Here is a 17528-nt window from a genome sequence, read left to right on the forward strand (position 1 = left end):
GCGGCGTGGTTGTTTTTGGCTGAGCTATTTATTCATCTGTAATTCATATGCGCTTGATTGATACCCGCGGAGATCCGCGGCCAATCTTCTCGTCAGCGCACAAGATCGCGTTCTGCCAGTACTGGCGTGCATTTCACCCGCTGGTGGCAACTTGGGTATGCGCCATGCATTCGCGCTCTAATGGCTGTTCGATAGCCAAGAGCCAGCCTTTGACTTGATGTGGCTGACGCTGTGATAGGCGGCCATTATCCAGTGGGCCGGGGACCGCAGGATGCGGGTAGTCGACTTCCCACTTGTGTCCTTCGCTGATAAAAGTCAGCACGCGCCCATTGCGCTCGACATAGGGCAATATCAACTCTGCACCCTGATAACGTAACACCACATGCTGTGGGCCGCTTTCACTGTACTGATAGGTAGCCTCTACCGCTTGTGGGGTAAATACGCCGCACTCATAGTGCACTTGCTCTTGTCTGGCATCGCTTTGCGTTGCGGCATACGTCGGTAACGCGCATGCCAGCAAGGCTAGCCCCAGAGCGGTACACCGCGCCAAGCCGCGTACGCTTGCATGCCGGAGATGTTGTGTTGTCGCGCTCAGGCTAAGAGCTTGCGACATAACGGAGAAAGATACTGTCTGCATAGTCACACCGCCTATCGAAGAGGAAAATTCGTCCGTGAATGGGCTTACGCTATCCATCACCGATTACGCTGCTGGCTGTCGGTTTGCCTAGCGTTAAGTATGGTTGATGCGTGGCCCCTCTGCATGAGATTTGCGCATTTCGCTTATTTTTGCAACAGAATGTTGTTATCTGTGAAAGTGGTGGGATTGTGCTTCAGCAGATAGCGTGGCGTTGCAAATAAAAGCCGCTTTTTGCTTTTCATCCCTTTGATTTTATTTTCTTTTGCTTGGCTTTTCCCTCGGCGACCAGACACAGTTTGTGTGTCTGCTTACATTCGTACATGGTGCGGTACAGGATTTCCTGCCGGTTATGCGCGCATAGTCATGCGCAGTAGCGTGATATTCAGATCTCGCCCCGTCTTTCCACGCAATGTGCTGTGCCTGTGGGCTCGCAGAGGGAGTTATTGAACATGAATGCAAATCACCGAATTTCTCGGTTGGCCGGATCAGTGGCGGCAGCGCTGAGCATGGCCGGCCTGATGTTGGCCACTCCGGCCTTGGCTACCCCGAGATTAGCTGCGCAGGCAGCGCCTGCGGTTAACCAACAACAAGAGAACTATATTCCGCCTGAATCGGCGGCTGAAATTAATCAGCCGGTAGCCGGTGAGTTGTATCAAAAGGCGTTGACCGAACAGCAGAAAAAATGGCTGGCGGGTGGCAAGTTAGAGAAAAAAGCCGGTTGGTGGCATGTGGGGATTAAAGGCGACCCCTATGCCCGTGGCTTTCAATATGGCTATCTGATTGCGCCCGATTTTAAATCGGCGTGGACAGGGTTATGGAGCATGACCTACTTAACCTCCGGTGTGCCTTATCACGCGTGGAAGAAAGCGGCGATAGAGCAGACCGAAGGGAAGATCCCCGCCGAGTTGTTGCAAGAGATGCAAGGGGTGGCCGATGGTCTGAGCGCTGCGGGGCTGCAGGTTTCGCTGGATGACATTGTTACTTGGAACGATTTGATTGAGCTGACCGGTTATTGGTGGCCTTCAGTGGGGATGCAAGAGTACAGCAAGTGGGTGGAGCCGGGGCTGATTAATGCTTCGAAATTTCCGTCGCCTTATCCCAGTGTGAACAAGCAAGATCTGGGGCAGTTGGCTGCGCCCGCACTGCGCGCTGAGGCGCACGGTAATTGCAGCGCCTTTGTGGCGACCGGTAAGGCCACTGCTGGCAAGGGGATCGTGATTGGGCATGAAACGTTCGATGATTTCTGGTCGGGGCAATTTGATAATGTGATTTTGAATATCACGCCAGATAAAGGCTACAAGATGGCCTTCCAGACTGTGCCGGGCATGATTGAGTCCGGTACCGATTTTTGGGAAACCGGTGCTGGGCTGGCGTTTGTCGAAACCACCATTGCCAATGTGTCAGATTGGAGTGCAGGCGGGATCCCTGAATTTATTCGGGTACGGCAAGCTGCACAGTATGCGCCCAACATTGATAAGTGGGTGCAGCTGATGCAAGAGGGCAATAACGGCGGTTATGCTAATACTTGGTTGATTGGCGATATTAATAACAACCGGATTGCTAAGTTTGGCCAAGGTCGGGTGTACCAGTATTTTAACGAGACGGCGTCAGGCTATTACACCGGTGAAAACGTCTCGGCAGATCCACGGATCCGGTATATCGAAGGCACGGATTCCGATTACAACGATATCCGTCAGCAAGAGGGGGCGCGCCGTTTGCGCTGGATCCAGCTGATGGAAAAATATGACGGCAAGATCAATACCGAGGTCGGTAAAGCGATGTTGGCCGACACCTACGATGTCTACCTGAATAAAGCTGATCATCCGTCATCACGTGATATTTGCGCCGAGTACGATAAAGATCCACAACCGTATGTCTCTGACCCGAATGCGGTGTGGAATGTGCCGTATCAACCGGCGGGCTCTGTCGACGGTAAAGTGGCCGATGCTCAGGATATTAAGCAGCTGACGATTATCGCGCGCTTTGGCCGAGCGAATGGGCATGCCTTTGATGCACCGGCTTTTTTGCGGGCACATCAGCAGTGGGCATGGGAAAGTGACTTCCTGAAAAGTCGTCCATCAGAGCCGTGGGTGAGCATGCCGTTTATAGAATGAACAACTGATGCGGTATGTGAGCAAAATGTTGCTATGCCCAGTTGCAGATAAAATAGGGTCTGACGTAAGGTAATACGAATAAAGCTCTGCGCCGCTGATCGCGGAGGCTTATTTAACAAGAGTGATGTTCAAATACAAGGATGAGTCTGTCCGTAGCGGGAAACTGCGCTGCGGACAGGAGTGCCGGTAACGCAAAGGCGGATCAGGCCGACATCGTTACCGCTGATGCCTACAGGAGCAGGGGCCGTTATGAGTGCCAGTGTAGCCCGCATTCTGGGTGGATTGTTGTATTATGCGCCGGACTCGGCGGCAGCGGAGCCATTTTTGGCGGCGTTGACCCGCTTGCCGGAGTTGGCCGATTGGCCAGAGGAAGATGAAGTTCCGTATTGGTGTCGCGTGTTGCACTTGACCACGGAAGATAAAGCCTATTCGTTTCGGGTGCTGTTTACCGCACCGGAGCAGGGTTTGGCACCAGTTCCGCCGTGGGGCTCGGTCTATCAGGATGCGGAAAACCGTCTGGATGCGGCCTCGACGCGGCGCTATCGTGCTTTTTTGCAGACTCAGCAACTGTTATTGCACCACACTGCCGGTGAGCCGGAAGACCATATCGGTCTGATGTTGCTGACGCTGGCCTATCTGCTGGAGCAAGAGCGCGAAGAGGCGGTGATTGAGCTGTTACGCGAGCATCTGTTGCCGTGGAGTTGGCGCTTTGTGCAGCTGTTGCAGCAGGCCACCGAAGGGGATTTTTACCCCGCGCTGTCGCGGATATTAGGCGGTTTTTTAGCGGAGCTGGAGTATCAGTTGGAGATCTGTCTGCCGATGATCCGCTTGTACCGTTAAGGGGCACTGGCGGTAACCGGTCGACCGGCGCTGGTAGGCCTGAATGATGCACTGGGATAAAAAAGCGGCACTTCGAGATACGAAGGCCGCTTTTTGTTTTGTGCGATTTAGCGCAAGTTATCGCTGATTTTTTCAGTCGCGTTTATGTGCACCGCCCGTTTATTGGCTGACGGGAACCTCTGCTGAGTTTGCTGTCTCTGCTGGGGTTGTGGTCAATGGGGGGACCCTGTCACATTTGTTGTTGCTATTCTCGATGCTGCCGTCTTTGGAGTAACGCCGCCAGCAGTGGTGGTCGGTGCCGTTGAAGATGGACTCATCGAGTAGACGACCATCGGTATAGTATTTTTTATAGCCAATCCCGTCGCTATCGGAGTTGACCGGTATGCTAAAGGTGCGACCTTTCTCGGTACGGGTCTTAGGGCTGGTCAGTTTGGTAATCCATATAGACTCGCTCTTACTGCCCGTCATATAGCGGTTTTTAAAAAAGACATTATTGCCCGCATAGCGCAGTTCGAATCCGAGGTCACCGCTTTCACCGTAGACCACTTCGGTGATATCCCAGCCACTGTCTTTCCACGTGATCCGCTCTACCTGTCCGTTCGGATGGAAAGTAAATTGTGAGCCACAGCTGGCGCCGGCGTTATCCCAGAGATAAGGCTGGCCGGCATAGGTTTCATCCGGTTTTTGACAGGCTTGGCCGATGTAGCGCAGGCTGTTTTTATTGCTATCAAAGCCGTAACTCACGCCGGAGATCCGGTTGTCCCATTGCGACATGACTCGCACCAAACGGGGCTCTTTTTTGTCGACGTTATAGCCTGAGCTGAGGCCTTGCTGTTTGCCGTGATAATACGCCGACACATCGTATAATTGGCCGCGATCATTAAAGCGGTAGGCATTGCCTTCTTTGGTCTCCCCCGCTTGGTAAGACAAAGATGTCAGGCGGCCGTTTTCCGCATATTCGCGCTGTTCGCCGAAGAGAATACTGACGGGGCGTGGCTTGCCAGCTGGAGTACAATCTTCTTCGTCTTGCGGATCGCAGTGGGCATTGGGGTTAGCCGGTTTGATCAGTTTCCAGTTTTGCCAAGACCGTAATGGGCCGGTTTTGACTTGGCCATCATAGAAATAAAACTCTTCGCCCACCGGTTGACCCTGCTGGTAATTGGTTATTTGCAATAATTGCCCCGATTGATAAAAGCGCCGCATTTCACCTTGTAGTTGGCCATGCTGGTAGGTACTTTGCTGGATCAGCACATTGTCCGCGTTATACTTTTTCTGCATGCCGTGCAGGACGTCATCCTGATAGTTTGACTCTTGGCGTTTGCCATCGACCGTTTCTATCCAATGACCGACTTTCTTCTCATCGCGGTATTCGCCTTTATAGATCAACCGTAGCGCATTGGCGCTGTTCGCCGAACTTGGTGCGTCATCCTCGGCAAGCTGTGTATAGCGTTCGGCAGGGCCGTTACGCAGGCCATGACGGTAATTTTCCCGTGCCAGCACCACTGGCGGTTGGCTATCGGTGGTGAGCAGCCATAATCCCTCTTTGAAATTATCTTTATATTGGCCGTGCCAATTGTTGTTGCTGGCACCATCCCATTCAGTCCAAGTGCCTTGGCGTTGGCCGTCAACATAGTTGCCGCCGGATTGCAAAATGCCTTCGTCGGGATAGACAGATTCCCAGCGCCCTTGCTGTTTACCTTGCACGTAGTTGCCGTATTCCTGTGGCATGGCATAGCAGTTAGTGACACTGAATTGCAGATACGGGCCGTCATACTCGGGTTTGGGCGACGGAGGATGGTTGATTAATGACGCTTCGTCGTCGTAGTCAAATGTGGCGGGCGGGAGGTCGGCGCGCATATAGCCGATTTTCAAGGTGTTAAAGCTGTAATCCTCACCTTGGCATCCGCCGTTACGGGCTAACACTTGGGTTAACACATAGGTCAGGACTTGGCCATCGGCGGTGGTGACGGAGCGCGTCAGTGCTGGATAACGGGTAATGGCAAATGTGGCGATCGCGGCCTTATCAACAGGGTAGCCTTGCTCATCCAGATAGCCGGCCGGTTGTGCGGGGCTTTGCAGTTCGCCACGTAACAGCGCTTTGATATCCGATGGGCTATCTGCCGGTAAGTCATAGCTGACGCGGTAATCTTGCGGTTGTAAGGTGCGCAAGGCTTTGCGGCTGGCGGCAACCGTAAAGGGCTGGATGCTGGGCGCTAGCGCATTGAGCTTGGATTGCATGGCGTTGAGCGGGATATAGCTGCCATTCATCATGGCATAGGCGCGCAGGTGTTGACCTTGCTTATCTTTGTACATCACCACCACTTCATTATTGTCGCCGCCATCGAGATCTTGGAAAAATACCGCGGTGATGTGCGCATCGGTAAAGCTATCAATCAGATCGTGATAGGTCTGGCTTTCGTCTTGATAATCGGGGCGGCTGTACAGGGCGTAGACCTGAGTACCTTGTTGATAAAAGCCCAGCGTCGCTTGCTCATCGCTATTGGGTAGTGTCAACGGCCCATGCACTGGCTTGCTTTGCAGCAAACTGTCGACCGTGGGTGGCTCTGATTTGCTCGCTGTGTGGTTGGCCGGCGCGGTTAGCGCACTTGTGGCGGTGGCGTTCACTGCGCTGTCAGCCGCGCTCTCTTGCGCCGCGTGCGCCGACCACGGGGCGATGCAGCTAAGCAGCCCACTGACAAACAGCAGGCGGGCGTGAGCGCGCTGGCGACTGCGCGCTAATCGGGTATCCATCATTCTTTTCCCTGTCTTAAAAACGGACATGCGTAAAATTGGTGCGCGTGATGGCATCTCACTGTGCCTGTGCCGGTAGCAGCGTGATCGTGCTGTTGATGGTGCTGACGGTGATTTTGGTATCGGCAGCGCCGCGTTGCAGCGTCAGGGCTTTGTCTGGCAATGGCAGATGGATAGGTTGCGCTTGTTCGGTGGTCAGCTGGTTGACGATGTCGCCACCGGCGCCGCCATTGAGCTGTATCGTACCGGCAAATTCTGGCGCGACTTGTATCGACAGCGCGGCGTTGACGGTCTGAATATCGCCCTGTTGCAGGCTGGCGGGCAGCCGTAGTGTGGCCTGACCGGTTTGCAGGTTATCGCTCAAGCGGGTGGCTTGTGTCGCTTGGATTTTTTGCGTGCCGTCAATTTGTTCGATGCTGATCTCGTTGGCTTGGCTATCCACCGTTAGCTGACCGCGGATAACCTTATAAGCGACCTTGCCTTGGCTGGCGGTATCGGTAAGTGCGCCTACGGCTTGTTGCAGACGCAGGGTGCCGTTCAGATTGTGGGTTTGCAGGCTACCGAGCTGATTGTACAGATGGATAATGCCGTGCAAATCGCGGGCGGTGGTTTTACCGCTCAACGTGCTGGCCGATACAGTACCGGAGAACGAGTGCAGATCCAGATCCACCATCTTCCCTCGGATATTCAGCACGCCAGTAAAGTGCTTAGGAACACTCAAGTTAGCGTGAACGCCGCTGACTTGCATCAGATCCAGTGATGGCGGCGTCGGTAAAATCACGCGCTGGCCTTTGCCTTCGGGCTGGATGCGTACCTCGCGCACTAGTGGCGGCAGCTCTGACAATTTGCGTGCCGGGTCGTTTTCTGGGCGCGTGAGCTCCATGGAATCGATGGTCAGGGTGACAGTAGGCTTATCGTCATCGCGGCCAATCACGTTTAAGCGGCCTTTTTCCAGTGCGATGGTCAGCGGGGAACCGGCTGGCCAGCTAATGTCTTGACTGGCGGGAAGCGAAGCACTGGCGGCAGGTTGTGTGCTGGTGGTCGGCTCGGCGCTCCAGACGGGCGCGCTGCTGACGGCGAGGGCAATGCCAAGCCATGCACGGCGCACCGGATAAGACAAACGAGGCAAACTGAGTGACCGGCACGACCGGTGACCAACGAAAGATGGCAACATCCTGATTATCCTTAACTGATACTGCGGCACCGATCAGAGCCAAAAACAAAGTGGCCTGCTAGGGTATAACGCGTGTATGTACTGTGATGATGTCCGTGACAGTGTGTGAATTGCGGCGCTATATCGGCAGCCCAGTCCTATTGGGTTGCTGGGCCTCATGTGCGATACAGGGCATGTTGGGCGGGGTAACAGGCGGCAGCCGCAGCAGAAAAATCCATCGGCACTCATCTTCCCTTACAACAGAACTCTTCAACAGCGCTATCTCTGCGAACGCCTAATCTTTTATTATACAAATTATTATTTTCAGCCAGAAGAACAATGGGGCGATAACGTGATGAATAACCTGCTAAAAGAATCCCATTTTATCGGTGGGCAGTGGATTGCTTCCGAAAATACCTATCCGGTGTTTAATCCTGCTACTGAAGAGGTGCGCGCACGGGTTGCGTTTGCGAGCGCAGCCGAAGCCGCCCAAGCGCTGACCGCCGCAGAGCAGGCGTTACCGGCGTGGAAAAAGTTGCCTGCCGCTCAGCGTAGCGAGATTTTGTATCGTTGGTATCAGCTGATGCTGGATAACAGCGAAGCGCTGGCGGTGTTGATGAGTGAAGAGCAGGGCAAGTGTCTGCAAGAAGCTAGGGGCGAAGTGCGTTATGCGGCCAGCTTCCTGCAGTGGTTTGCCGAAGAAGCCAAGCGAGTGTACGGGGATATTATTCCTTCGGTGCAGGCCGATACCCGTATCTGTGTGGTCAAACAGCCAATTGGTGTTGTCGCCGCTATCACGCCGTGGAATTTCCCACTGGCGATGATCACCCGTAAAGCCGGTGCTGCGCTGGCTGCCGGTTGTACCTTGCTGGTTAAGCCGTCTGAAGAAACGCCGCAGTGTGCACTGGCGCTGGCTGTACTGGCGCAGCAAGCTGGCGTGCCCGATGGCGTGCTGAATATGATCTCCGGCGATGCGCGCGCCATTGGCGAGGTGTGGTTGTCATCCTCGCAAGTGCGGAAGATTTCCTTCACTGGCTCCACCGCAGTGGGCAAGATGCTGATGCAAAAATCCGCGCCGACTTTGAAAAAATGTTCGCTGGAGCTGGGCGGTAACGCGCCGTTTATCGTATTTGACGATGCGGATATTGATGCGGCAGTGGAAGGGGCGGTGGCTGCCAAGTTTCGTAATGCCGGCCAGACTTGCGTATGCGTGAACCGCTTTTTTGTCCACGATACGGTGTATGAGGCGTTTACCTCTCGTTTGGCGGAGGCGGTGAGCCGCTTGCAAGTGGGCAATGGTTTAGACCCGCACACCGAGATTGGCCCTTTGATTAATGCCGATGCGGTAGCCAAAGTCAGCGCGCACGTAACTGATGCGCTGGCGCAGGGCGCGGTGCTGCGCTGTGGCGGCAAAGCGCTGGGCGGCAATTTCTTTGCTCCCACCGTATTAAGTGAGATGCAAGACAGCATGCTGATTGCGCAGGAAGAGACGTTTGGGCCGATTGCCGCCTGTTTCCGCTTCCATCATGACGATGAAGTGATTGCGCGCGCCAATAACACCCTGAGCGGCTTGGCCGGTTACGCCTACACCCAGAATATGAAGCGGATCTGGCGTTTGGTCGATGAGCTGGAAGTGGGCATGTTGGGTATTAACCGCGGCATTATCTCAACGGAAGTGGCGCCGTTTGGTGGGGTGAAAGAGTCCGGACAAGGCCGCGAAGGTTCGAAATACGGTTTAGAGGATTATCTGGAAACCAAATACGTCCTGCTGGGGATGTGAGCGGAAAATCTGATTGCACAAAAAACGGGGAGCTTAGGCTCCCCGTTCGTGTTTTAGCGATGTGCTCGCGCAGGCTTATGACTGCGCTTTACCTTCGGTAATGGAGGAATGAGTTACGCTATCAGTGGGTTGATATTGACCGGAAACGGGCAGTTTTTCTTTTGATTCACTGTCTTTGCCCCCGAACAGACGACGCAGGCTGTTGGCGATATCGGCTTTCCAGCTGGCTTCGTCTTTGTGGCCTTGGTTATCGGTCAGCACGGCGGCACTGCCGGTTTGTTTAACCTGACCTTGCTCGCTGTGAATTTGCGCTGCGTGCAGGCGCGTTTCACCGCCGGTTTGCAATGTCACATCATCGCGTGCGTCAATTTGGCTGCTCTGGGTCACTTCATGGCTACGCAGGGCGTGGCCTTCGCTATCTAAAGTGCCATTTTTCAGGATGGATTGACCGAGGGTCGCGCTATTGCCTTTGTCATCCTTGGCATCGGTATGGGTTGCCCCGGCATTCAGTTTAGCGCTCAGATCCAGCACGCTATCTTCGCGGCTATCGAGTTGCAGGTTACCGCCGCTGGTGATAGCGACGTGCTCGCCTTTTACGCTGCTATTTTGCAAGCGAGTGTCTTGCGCGCTGTCGATGGTCACGTTAGCCGCTTGCACGCTGCTGTTGTGCTGGCGGGTTTCGCGGTGCACGTTGCCATCGAGTTTTACTGAGCCGCTGCCAGCCTTGACCACCTTGCTGACGGCGCTGGCTGTGCTAGGTGCTGTTTCGGTTACAGCATTATCAGAAGCTGGAGTTTGTTTGCGGTTGGCATTCAGTGCCAGTTCGATATTGCCGCCTTGCGCGTTTTGCTGCGACTGGCTGCCACTGAGGCTGACACTGCCCTGATCGCTACGCAGCGCCGCGTTGTGGCCGGCTTGCAAGTCTGTGCCCTGTACGCTGAGGTCTTGACCGCTATGCAGATTCAGGTTGTTACCAGCGGCAATCTGCGTGCTTTGTCCACCATCTTGACTGTTGCTGGCATAACCCAGATTGAGTGAGCCGCCGCCACTGACGTCGGTAGGAACAGGCAATACCGTGCCTTTCGCATTCAGGCTGCCGCCTGCATGGTAGCTGTTACCTTGCCCATGGCTTTCACCGCCTTGGATAGTCAGCTTCTGGCCTGCTTGCAGGTTAGCGTCTTGTCCGGCGTTGATTGCGACGCCTTGCAGTGTGCTATCGCCGTGGCTGGTGATATTCACGTTGTGCGCGGCCTGCAAAGAGCCTTGATGGCTGCTCTGCTGGGATTGGTTTTCACCTTGATGGTTGATGCCAAGTTCACCGCTTAAACGCAGATCTTCGCCGGTGGTAGTGGCTGCCGTCACCGACAGATTGCCGGTGGTGTGGCTTTGGTGAGTCCGGGTTTCATCTTGCGCGGCGCGGTGTTCATAGCTACCGCTATTGATATCGATATTGCCAGCGGTGGCCTGATATTGGCTGCTTTGGTCGGTCAGTTTGCCTTGCGTATTCACCGCAATGTTGCCCGCTTGAATACGAGTTCCCTGCTGGGTAGTTTGCTGTTGGCTGTTGATCTTGTGATCGACATTCACTTGCAGCGTACCTTGCAGCTCTGGAATGCCTTGTTTCGCTTCATTGAAGGAGGCTTTGCCGCCGTCGACATCCGCATGGGTGATCTTTTTCACCGCTTCCACCGCAGGGCGTGTAATAGCGCTGTAATCGACCGCAGCCCCCAGATCGGTGGTCACGCTGGTGTGCGATGTGCTGCTCTGGCTATGGTTGGCACTGGCCAGATGCGAGCTTTGCGCGGCATTTTCCTGATAGTTGCCTTGCACGCTATGTTGCGCGCCTTGTTGGGTTAAGGTGTCGCTGGCGTTCAGGGTGAGGTTACCGCCGGTGTGGGTACGGGTGCCTTGTTCAGTTTGCGACGCACTTTGCTCACTGCTGTGAGTGGTGCTGCTTTCTAAGCCTAAGCCTGCTTGATCCAGTCCTCCGCGTACATAAATACCGGCACCGGTTTGCAGATGGGAATCTTGCTGGCTGTGACTTTCTTTCGCACCGGTCAGTTCGATATTTTTGCCACTTAGTGTGGTGTCTTGTTTGCTGCTCAGCTCACCGCCTTGTACGCTTACGTTTTCACCGGCTTTCAAGGTCAGGTCTTGGCCGCTGAGCTGGCTGTGCGCGGCGGTTTGCGCGCTTTCGCTGTGGCTGTCACGGGTGAACTCTAAACCTGCGCCGGCGCGGTATTCGCTGTCACCAGATTTGTGCGCATAGGTGGTGCCGTGCAAGTCGGCGGTTTCTTTGCTGCTTTGATGAGTGTTGGTGCCTTGCTCAATGTGCAGGTTTTTGCCCGCGTTGATCTCGGTGGTGCCTTGGCTTTGCAGACGGCTGCCAGTTAAGGTGACGTCTTGCCCGCCACTGACTTTCAGGTCTTGCTCTGCTCGCAGATCACTGCCTTGATTACGGGTATCCTGCGCAGCAGAGGTTTCAGCGTGCTTGGTGATGTTAAATGCAGTGCCGGTACGGTTGTGATCCCGCTCTTGTGTGCTGCTGCTAGCACTTCGAATGTGAATATCACCGTTGCTGCTGACATAAGCCCCTTGGCGTGCGTTCGCATCGGCAGACACCAATTCGACACCTTGTTGACCGTTCAGGGTCAGCGTTTGTCCGCTTTGCAGGTGTGTCCCTTGTACCTGTGTGCTACGACGGCTTTTCTCTGCTTCGTTTGCGCCACCAATGCCACCCCAGTAGCGATGGTTATTTTCGTTGGCATTCAGGGTTTGGACTTCTTGAATGCCCAGTTGCAGCTGTTTTGCACTGCTGAGATTCAGATTACCGGCGGCTTTCAAATCGGCGGCATCCGCTCGCAGATTATCTCCCGCTTGTAAGGTTAAATGCCCACCACTGTGCAGAGCTGCCTGCTGCAGTTTATCGTCTTGCGTTTCTTGGCGTTCGGTGCCGCTACGCAGGGCCGCCGTTTCATTTTTCACATACAGGGTGTGTTGGCTACGGTGTTGCTCCTGCGCGCCTTGTAAGGTCAGTTTACCGCCGGCTTTAACGCTCAGATCGTTGCCACTATCAATGCGGCTGCCGGTGAGGGTCACATCTTGATCGGCAATCACCTGCGCTTGTTTGGCGGCGTGGATTTGGGTGCCGTGTTGGGTTTCATTCAGTGATGAGGATGACTCGTTATGCTCCCACGAATAGAACCACTGGTTATCGTGCTTTTCCTGACTGTTGCGGGTGACTTGGCTGTCGAGGGTGACATTGCGACCTTGCAGGGTGACTTGCTGGCCGTCGACATCCGTGGCGGAGAGGTGCTGATTATCCCGGCTGACTAATTTGATGTCATTACCGTGCAGGCTGCTGTGGGTCAGGCTTTCTTCTTGCTGATGGCTACCGCGATCGATACCGCCGCGGTAATTTTGGTAGTTATCCGCGCCTTGAGATGATTGTTCGTGGTGCTGTACTTCGCCGCGCAGTGTCAGATTCTGGGCGGTGAGGTTGATGTCGCCGCCATGCAAGTTGGCGGCAGTCAGGGTCATATCGCCACGGCTGTCCGCATCAATGCCTTGCGCGGCTTTGAGTGCGCCGCTGATGTTGACGCCGCTGCCCGCAGCAGTGCTAACCAGTCGAATACGGCCAGCTTGCATCCCGCCTAAGTAATAGCTGTCGAGGCCATTACCGCCGACAGGGGCGCTGTAGGTGATTTTAGCGTCACGGCTGACTTCGTTCAGGCCGCTGATGGCGTGAATGGCTTGCCCGGCAGTAATTGGGCCACGGGCATCGATTTTCGGTGCGATCAGATCCAGCACATCGGCGCCGTGTACCCCGCCTTGACCAATTTGCAGGGCGTTACGGTTATTCAAGGTGGTGTAGCCGTGCAAATTGCCATCGCTAACGTTGGGGCTACCGACCACCAGAGAAGAGCGCGGTGTATTGATAAAGCCGCAGCCATTACAGGTAATGCCATTTGGGTTAGCCAGCACAAAGTCGGCGGCCATACCGAACACCTCTTGCTGACCGAGCAGCAACGATGGATTACGGGTCACCACTTCGTTCAGGATGATTTTAGCGGCTTGTCCGTGCAAATTGCTGTTGGCTTGCAGTTGACCGGCTAGTTGCGATTGACCGGCTTGCAGGGCGTTGTTCAGGACCGCGCCTGAACCATCCACCGAATAGTTCTGATACTGGTTATGTGATAGCCCAGATGCGGAAGGCGCAACGATATTAACGATATCGGTTCCCTGCGCATTGGTGCTGACTTGTGGCTGATTAGCACCACCCGCAATGATCCCCGCGGCACTGGCCGGCGTGGTAACGGTAAGAGCAATGGCTAACGCCACGGTGAGTTTGCCGGCAGCTGAAAGTTTAAAGTGAGTCATACACTGTTCTCCTTGATCCGCACGTCAGAAGTTGACACTAAAACGGGCGAGTACCCGCAGCGGTTCGGTCGTGTGCCGGCCTGCTGACCACATACGGCCACGGCTGACACGGATTCCGGCCTGTACGGCCTGATATTGGTAATCGGAGCCAACGGTCAGGCCGCCGGCATAGTAAGTCGGGTTATGAGTCGCGCCGCGTAAGGTCTGGCCGATATCGGCACCGGTTAGCAGGCGCAGCTCGCCGCCCAGCAGCGGGCGTCGGTAGGTGAGATCGTTACGCCAGAATGCGCCGCTGTCGGCGGCCACATTGCTCGATGAAAAGCCACGGACGGCATAGGTGTCTGAAACGGTAAACCACTCGATCCCCGGTAGGGGATCGGCGCTGTATTGCGCCGCCAGCTGGCTGTGCCATTGCAGGTTCAAACCGGCAGGCTGGAAGTAGCGGTACAGGTCGGCATTTACTGTGAATTTGGTAAAGTGGCTGTCGGGCAGACCGGACAGGCCACTCGGTGGCGGCGCATCAGCGCCAAGCCACGGCGTACCTTGATCGACCGAGGCACTCAGGCTGACTAAGCCGCGATCGAGAATTTGCATTCGCGCGGCACTGAGTGACAGCACGCTCAGGGTTGGGCTGCTGATCCCCAGTAAAGCATCGGCGAAGTAATTACGGCTTTGTTTGCGTGTCAGTTGCACTGACAGGGTATTGATGCTGCGTTGATCTCGTGCCACCACATAATCGGCGCGTAGTCCGGCTTGATCGGTGTGGCCACTGAGCTGCACGGAGTAAATCTGCAGCGGCTGCGTGTTGAGATAATCACTGTGGCTGGCAAATGCGCTAAAAGTGGCGTAGCCATACGGCACGCTGTAGAGCAGGGTATAGCTGCGATTATAGCGTTCGGTATCATCGGTTAGCGTGGTCGCCGCGCTCATATTCAGGCTGTCTGACAGGCCGAGTGGGCTGTCCAACGCAGCGCTCAGGCGGGTTTGCCAACGGCCGGTACTCTTTTGGCCTTCGTTGTCGGTGCTGGCGGTTAGGTGCCAGCGTTTGTCGGGGGTATTCAGCAAACGGATCATCGAGCCACCAGGGGTGCGTCCTGGCAGGATATCGGCTTGCACGTGGTTCGCTGCAAGTCGGTTGGCTTGATCCAGCGCTTGATCCAGATCGTGGATATTCAGCGGCTGCCCCGTTTTTCCCGGCAGCAAGGTGGCGCTGTTGACCAGAGTGCTATCGCCTTCGATAGCTTCTAGATGCCCTTCGATCACCTGCAAGGTGAGGGCGCCTTCTGCATCTACTGGCAGCAAAATCACACGCGCGGCAATGTAACCGCGTTGCAAGTAAGCCTCGGTGAGTTGGCGGATCAACGCATTGAGCGCTGCGGTAGTGATGCACTGCGGCGATACTTGTGGTAAGGCGCGCAGGCTCTGTTTATCCAGTAACGTTACGCCGCGCAAATACACGGCGGATAGCGGCAGGCACTGTTCTGATTCGGGCAGCACGACGGCGGGCGCGGATAGCGGCGCGCTGCTGCCTTGTTCTAACTGGCGATAACGTTGCTCTTCCAACCAACGATTGAGCTGGCGGCTGCTGTCTTGAATCGCTTGCCGCGGCACATCCGCGCCCAGTAGCCCTTGCGCATGTAACCCTTGGCAGAATAATCCGCTACTGATTAACAGTGTGGCTGCGACAAAATACCGGCATGCTGTCATGAATTACATCCTGTTTTCGGCGGCAAATGAGAATAAGAGTTATTTATTTGTCACTTTTCGTCATAACGTCGTGTTTTTAGGTTTTGTTAAACTGTTTTGTATGACTTTTAATAAGTTAAGCAAAATGTATGCCTAAATATGAATATGCCGAAGAAGAAGGGAAGGTGGCGGTGAGAGATAACCTGTTGATCGCAGTCTACGTTTTACGGTGATGGCTTATACGGGAATAGTCTTTGCGCTAATGGCTGTATGCGGTGAAAACGGGCATGCATAAAAAGAATCAGAAATGGGCGACAGGAAGAGATCAAGCGGGAAAAGAGAATGCGCGCTTACTTGTACTTACTTGCGCGTACGGAAAAGAAAAGGGCCGCGTTAGCGCAGCCCTTTGTTATCAGTCATACAGCATTTCGATACTGAGCGATTTTATCTCAACCAACCACGTGGGGCTGCGCAGAGATTAGTGGCATACACCGTTAGATAAACAGCTTAGCGACTGCTTCTGGTTCCAGTTCATCACCTTCCAGATCGGCATTCCAGTTCAGACCCAGCAGCACGCCATCTTCGGTCAGGGTCAGCAGCCATTCGTTCATGAACAGGTTCAGAGGGATCGGCGTTGGCACGAAATCCGCCCACTCTTCATCACAATGGACACGGGCATCCGCCTCGTTAGACCAAAACGGCATCACTTCGCCGTCTTCAAACTGGGTCGACTCCATTGACAGCCAGTCCACTTCATCCTGACACAAGCCCCAGACCACGCCGGTCTGCTGGGTTTCAGCGGCAAACAGGGCCAGATTGGCCTGCAGATCATTTCCTAATTGGCTCATGGCGTCACTCTCTCTTAAACGCGCGTGTTAACGCGGAACATATTGTGTCGCATGGTATCAGAAAATCGGTCACTCCGTCTGCCGCTTTGCGGCTTGTGATAGCGGGTTATCGGCGTTTATTGCTGCGCAGTTTTGCTGGCCGCCGCTTCCGGTGCAGAAGGCGCGGCGGAAGGTTCACTGATTTGGTATAAGCGGTGTTCGGCGCAGGTTTCTTCGCAGTCACATACTCGCTCAATACCGGCTTGGCTTAAGCCCCCGCAGCTCCCTTGAATCTGGCGTTTGGTCAGCAGCTGACCAATCATCATCAGTAAAATCATAATGCCGAAGATCCCGAAGGCGATCAGATAAATCATGATGTTTTCTCCTCAGCGACCAAAACGCGTCATGCCAATTTTCGGCTGTGCACGCTTGGCATGACCACAACAACCACCGCTGCAGTGACCGCCGTGCGATTTTGACGTACGCTGATTCGCGCCAACACTCCCTTGTTCCGCCGAAGTCAGCTCGGTGAGCTCGGCATTTAGCAGGGCTTCTGGCATGGCGCGGCGATTGGCTTGATAGACGTGTAGACCTGCCGCGAGCAGCTTACCCAGCATTTTCTGGCCGATGCGGCGCACCACCACACGGTTTACTCCTTGCTGTTTTAATTGTAGCAGCACCGCGTGGTTACGCTGGCAATGCCCTTCATCACTCAGGGGGGGCAATGCCAAATCGGATAGATGCTCGCCCTGTGGGCTATACAGCGCAAAGCGCAGCGCGCGGGCAAAGTGTCCGCTTAAACTGCCGTCATTCAGCAGCGGGATCGCAGTGATCGTCATCGGGAATTCTCTCCAGTTGTAAGCCTTGTCCGTGCACCAGACAGGCGGCGACCTTGCGCCGGGCTTCTTTCACCAAATTAGCAAAAGTCTGTCTGGACACGCCCATCAGGGCGGCCGCCTGGATTTGTTGCAGGCCCATCAGATCAGCCAAACGCAGAGCTTCGAATTCGTCGGCTTTTAATTGCTGTAAGGTCAGCTGACTAGCCGGAATACCGTTGGGTTTAAACAAGGTAAACGGGGCATGGGAACAGATACAGCGCGGTTTTTTGGGTCTGACCATAAAGAAGGCGGCTCCTGATATATCACGGTGTCATTATGCGATCATTATTAGCATATGCCAATAACATGATCGGAACTATTGTGATCTGGCGTATGTGATCTGGCATATAGTGACGAGGTTTTATTCTTGGGCAAGAACTCCGCCACCGCAATCACGGTATAACAAGCGCCGTCCCTAACAGAACAAGACCAGAGCGGAAGCTAGAGCGCAAAGCACCACAAAAAGCACAGCAAAATAGAGG

13 protein-coding genes are annotated in these 17528 nt (G+C 54.7%); 3 read left to right on the forward strand and 10 right to left on the reverse strand.

Translation table 11 applies throughout. The features are described from left to right. Positions 1 to 133 precede the first annotated feature (133 nt). Together L975_RS08950 and L975_RS18440 are read right to left on the reverse strand one after the other, a co-directional pair. Positions 134 to 637: a hypothetical protein gene (locus tag L975_RS08950; protein WP_156121156.1), complete on the reverse strand. Its 504-nt coding sequence runs from the start codon at positions 635 to 637 to the stop codon at positions 134 to 136. 143 nt (positions 638 to 780) lie between these two features. Continuing rightward, positions 781 to 930: a hypothetical protein gene (locus L975_RS18440; protein WP_156121159.1), complete on the reverse strand. Its 150-nt coding sequence runs from the start codon at positions 928 to 930 to the stop codon at positions 781 to 783. A gap of 156 nt (positions 931 to 1086) precedes the next feature. Between L975_RS18440 and L975_RS08955 the strand changes: the two genes are divergently transcribed. Further along, positions 1087 to 2751, forward strand: a complete 1665-nt coding sequence (locus L975_RS08955; protein WP_052181366.1) for a C45 family autoproteolytic acyltransferase/hydolase — start codon at positions 1087 to 1089, stop codon at positions 2749 to 2751. A gap of 249 nt (positions 2752 to 3000) precedes the next feature. Further along, positions 3001 to 3591: a molecular chaperone TorD family protein gene (locus L975_RS08960; RefSeq protein ID WP_010862089.1), complete on the forward strand. Its 591-nt coding sequence runs from the start codon at positions 3001 to 3003 to the stop codon at positions 3589 to 3591. 159 nt (positions 3592 to 3750) lie between these two features. Here the strand turns inward: L975_RS08960 and L975_RS08965 are convergent, their stop codons facing one another. Both L975_RS08965 and L975_RS08970 read right to left on the reverse strand, forming a co-directional pair. Further along, on the reverse strand, positions 3751 to 6342 hold the full coding sequence (locus L975_RS08965) for a toxin-antitoxin system YwqK family antitoxin (protein WP_047708216.1): 2592 nt from the start codon (positions 6340 to 6342) through the stop codon (positions 3751 to 3753). A gap of 58 nt (positions 6343 to 6400) precedes the next feature. Continuing rightward, positions 6401 to 7516: a hypothetical protein gene (locus L975_RS08970; RefSeq protein WP_047708219.1), complete on the reverse strand. Its 1116-nt coding sequence runs from the start codon at positions 7514 to 7516 to the stop codon at positions 6401 to 6403. Between the two features lie 334 nt (positions 7517 to 7850). Between L975_RS08970 and L975_RS08975 the strand changes: the two genes are divergently transcribed. Next, on the forward strand, positions 7851 to 9275 hold the full coding sequence (locus L975_RS08975) for an NAD-dependent succinate-semialdehyde dehydrogenase (RefSeq protein WP_047708221.1): 1425 nt from the start codon (positions 7851 to 7853) through the stop codon (positions 9273 to 9275). A 75-nt stretch (positions 9276 to 9350) separates the two neighbouring features. On the opposite strand, the gene L975_RS08980 is transcribed toward L975_RS08975, so the two are convergent. The 6 genes from L975_RS08980 to L975_RS09005 form a co-directional block, all read right to left on the reverse strand. Next, positions 9351 to 13655, reverse strand: a complete 4305-nt coding sequence (locus L975_RS08980) for a hemagglutinin repeat-containing protein (RefSeq protein WP_047708223.1) — start codon at positions 13653 to 13655, stop codon at positions 9351 to 9353. Between the two features lie 24 nt (positions 13656 to 13679). After that, positions 13680 to 15362 (reverse strand): ShlB/FhaC/HecB family hemolysin secretion/activation protein, encoded by a 1683-nt coding sequence (locus L975_RS08985; protein WP_047708225.1) that lies wholly within the window; start codon positions 15360 to 15362, stop codon positions 13680 to 13682. A 473-nt stretch (positions 15363 to 15835) separates the two neighbouring features. Then, positions 15836 to 16189: a DUF2750 domain-containing protein gene (locus L975_RS08990; RefSeq protein ID WP_039046309.1), complete on the reverse strand. Its 354-nt coding sequence runs from the start codon at positions 16187 to 16189 to the stop codon at positions 15836 to 15838. Between the two features lie 116 nt (positions 16190 to 16305). Beyond that, the gene (gene nqrM, locus L975_RS08995; protein WP_010862082.1) at positions 16306 to 16542 is read right to left on the reverse strand and encodes a (Na+)-NQR maturation NqrM; all 237 of its coding nucleotides are present in this window, start codon (positions 16540 to 16542) and stop codon (positions 16306 to 16308) included. Positions 16543 to 16554: 12 nt separating this feature from the next. Beyond that, positions 16555 to 17007, reverse strand: a complete 453-nt coding sequence (locus L975_RS09000; protein WP_052181367.1) for a NifB/NifX family molybdenum-iron cluster-binding protein — start codon at positions 17005 to 17007, stop codon at positions 16555 to 16557. Further along, on the reverse strand, positions 16976 to 17287 hold the full coding sequence (locus tag L975_RS09005; protein ID WP_010862080.1) for a DUF134 domain-containing protein: 312 nt from the start codon (positions 17285 to 17287) through the stop codon (positions 16976 to 16978). The genes L975_RS09000 and L975_RS09005 overlap by 32 nt, the downstream gene beginning before the upstream one ends. Positions 17288 to 17528 lie beyond the last annotated feature (241 nt).

It is taken from the genome of Plesiomonas sp. ZOR0011, assembly GCF_000800945.1.
GTDB lineage: Bacteria > Pseudomonadota > Gammaproteobacteria > Enterobacterales > CAMTGL01 > Plesiomonas > Plesiomonas shigelloides.

Excerpts from the sequence above, each read along its gene's own strand:
- L975_RS08975 (WP_047708221.1), top strand. The coding sequence starts at position 7,851 with ATGAATAACCTGCTAAAAGAATCCCATTTTATCGGTGGGCAGTGGATT.
- L975_RS09005 (WP_010862080.1), bottom strand. The coding sequence starts at position 17,287 with ATGGTCAGACCCAAAAAACCGCGCTGTATCTGTTCCCATGCCCCGTTT.
- L975_RS09000 (WP_052181367.1), bottom strand. The coding sequence starts at position 17,007 with ATGACGATCACTGCGATCCCGCTGCTGAATGACGGCAGTTTAAGCGGA.
- L975_RS08955 (WP_052181366.1), top strand. The coding sequence starts at position 1,087 with ATGAATGCAAATCACCGAATTTCTCGGTTGGCCGGATCAGTGGCGGCA.
- L975_RS08965 (WP_047708216.1), bottom strand. The coding sequence starts at position 6,342 with ATGGATACCCGATTAGCGCGCAGTCGCCAGCGCGCTCACGCCCGCCTG.
- L975_RS08960 (WP_010862089.1), top strand. The coding sequence starts at position 3,001 with ATGAGTGCCAGTGTAGCCCGCATTCTGGGTGGATTGTTGTATTATGCG.
- L975_RS08990 (WP_039046309.1), bottom strand. The coding sequence starts at position 16,189 with ATGAGCCAATTAGGAAATGATCTGCAGGCCAATCTGGCCCTGTTTGCC.
- L975_RS08985 (WP_047708225.1), bottom strand. The coding sequence starts at position 15,362 with ATGACAGCATGCCGGTATTTTGTCGCAGCCACACTGTTAATCAGTAGC.
- nqrM (WP_010862082.1), bottom strand. The coding sequence starts at position 16,542 with ATGATTTATCTGATCGCCTTCGGGATCTTCGGCATTATGATTTTACTG.
- L975_RS08980 (WP_047708223.1), bottom strand. The coding sequence starts at position 13,655 with ATGACTCACTTTAAACTTTCAGCTGCCGGCAAACTCACCGTGGCGTTA.
- L975_RS08970 (WP_047708219.1), bottom strand. The coding sequence starts at position 7,516 with ATGTTGCCATCTTTCGTTGGTCACCGGTCGTGCCGGTCACTCAGTTTG.
- L975_RS08950 (WP_156121156.1), bottom strand. The coding sequence starts at position 637 with ATGCAGACAGTATCTTTCTCCGTTATGTCGCAAGCTCTTAGCCTGAGC.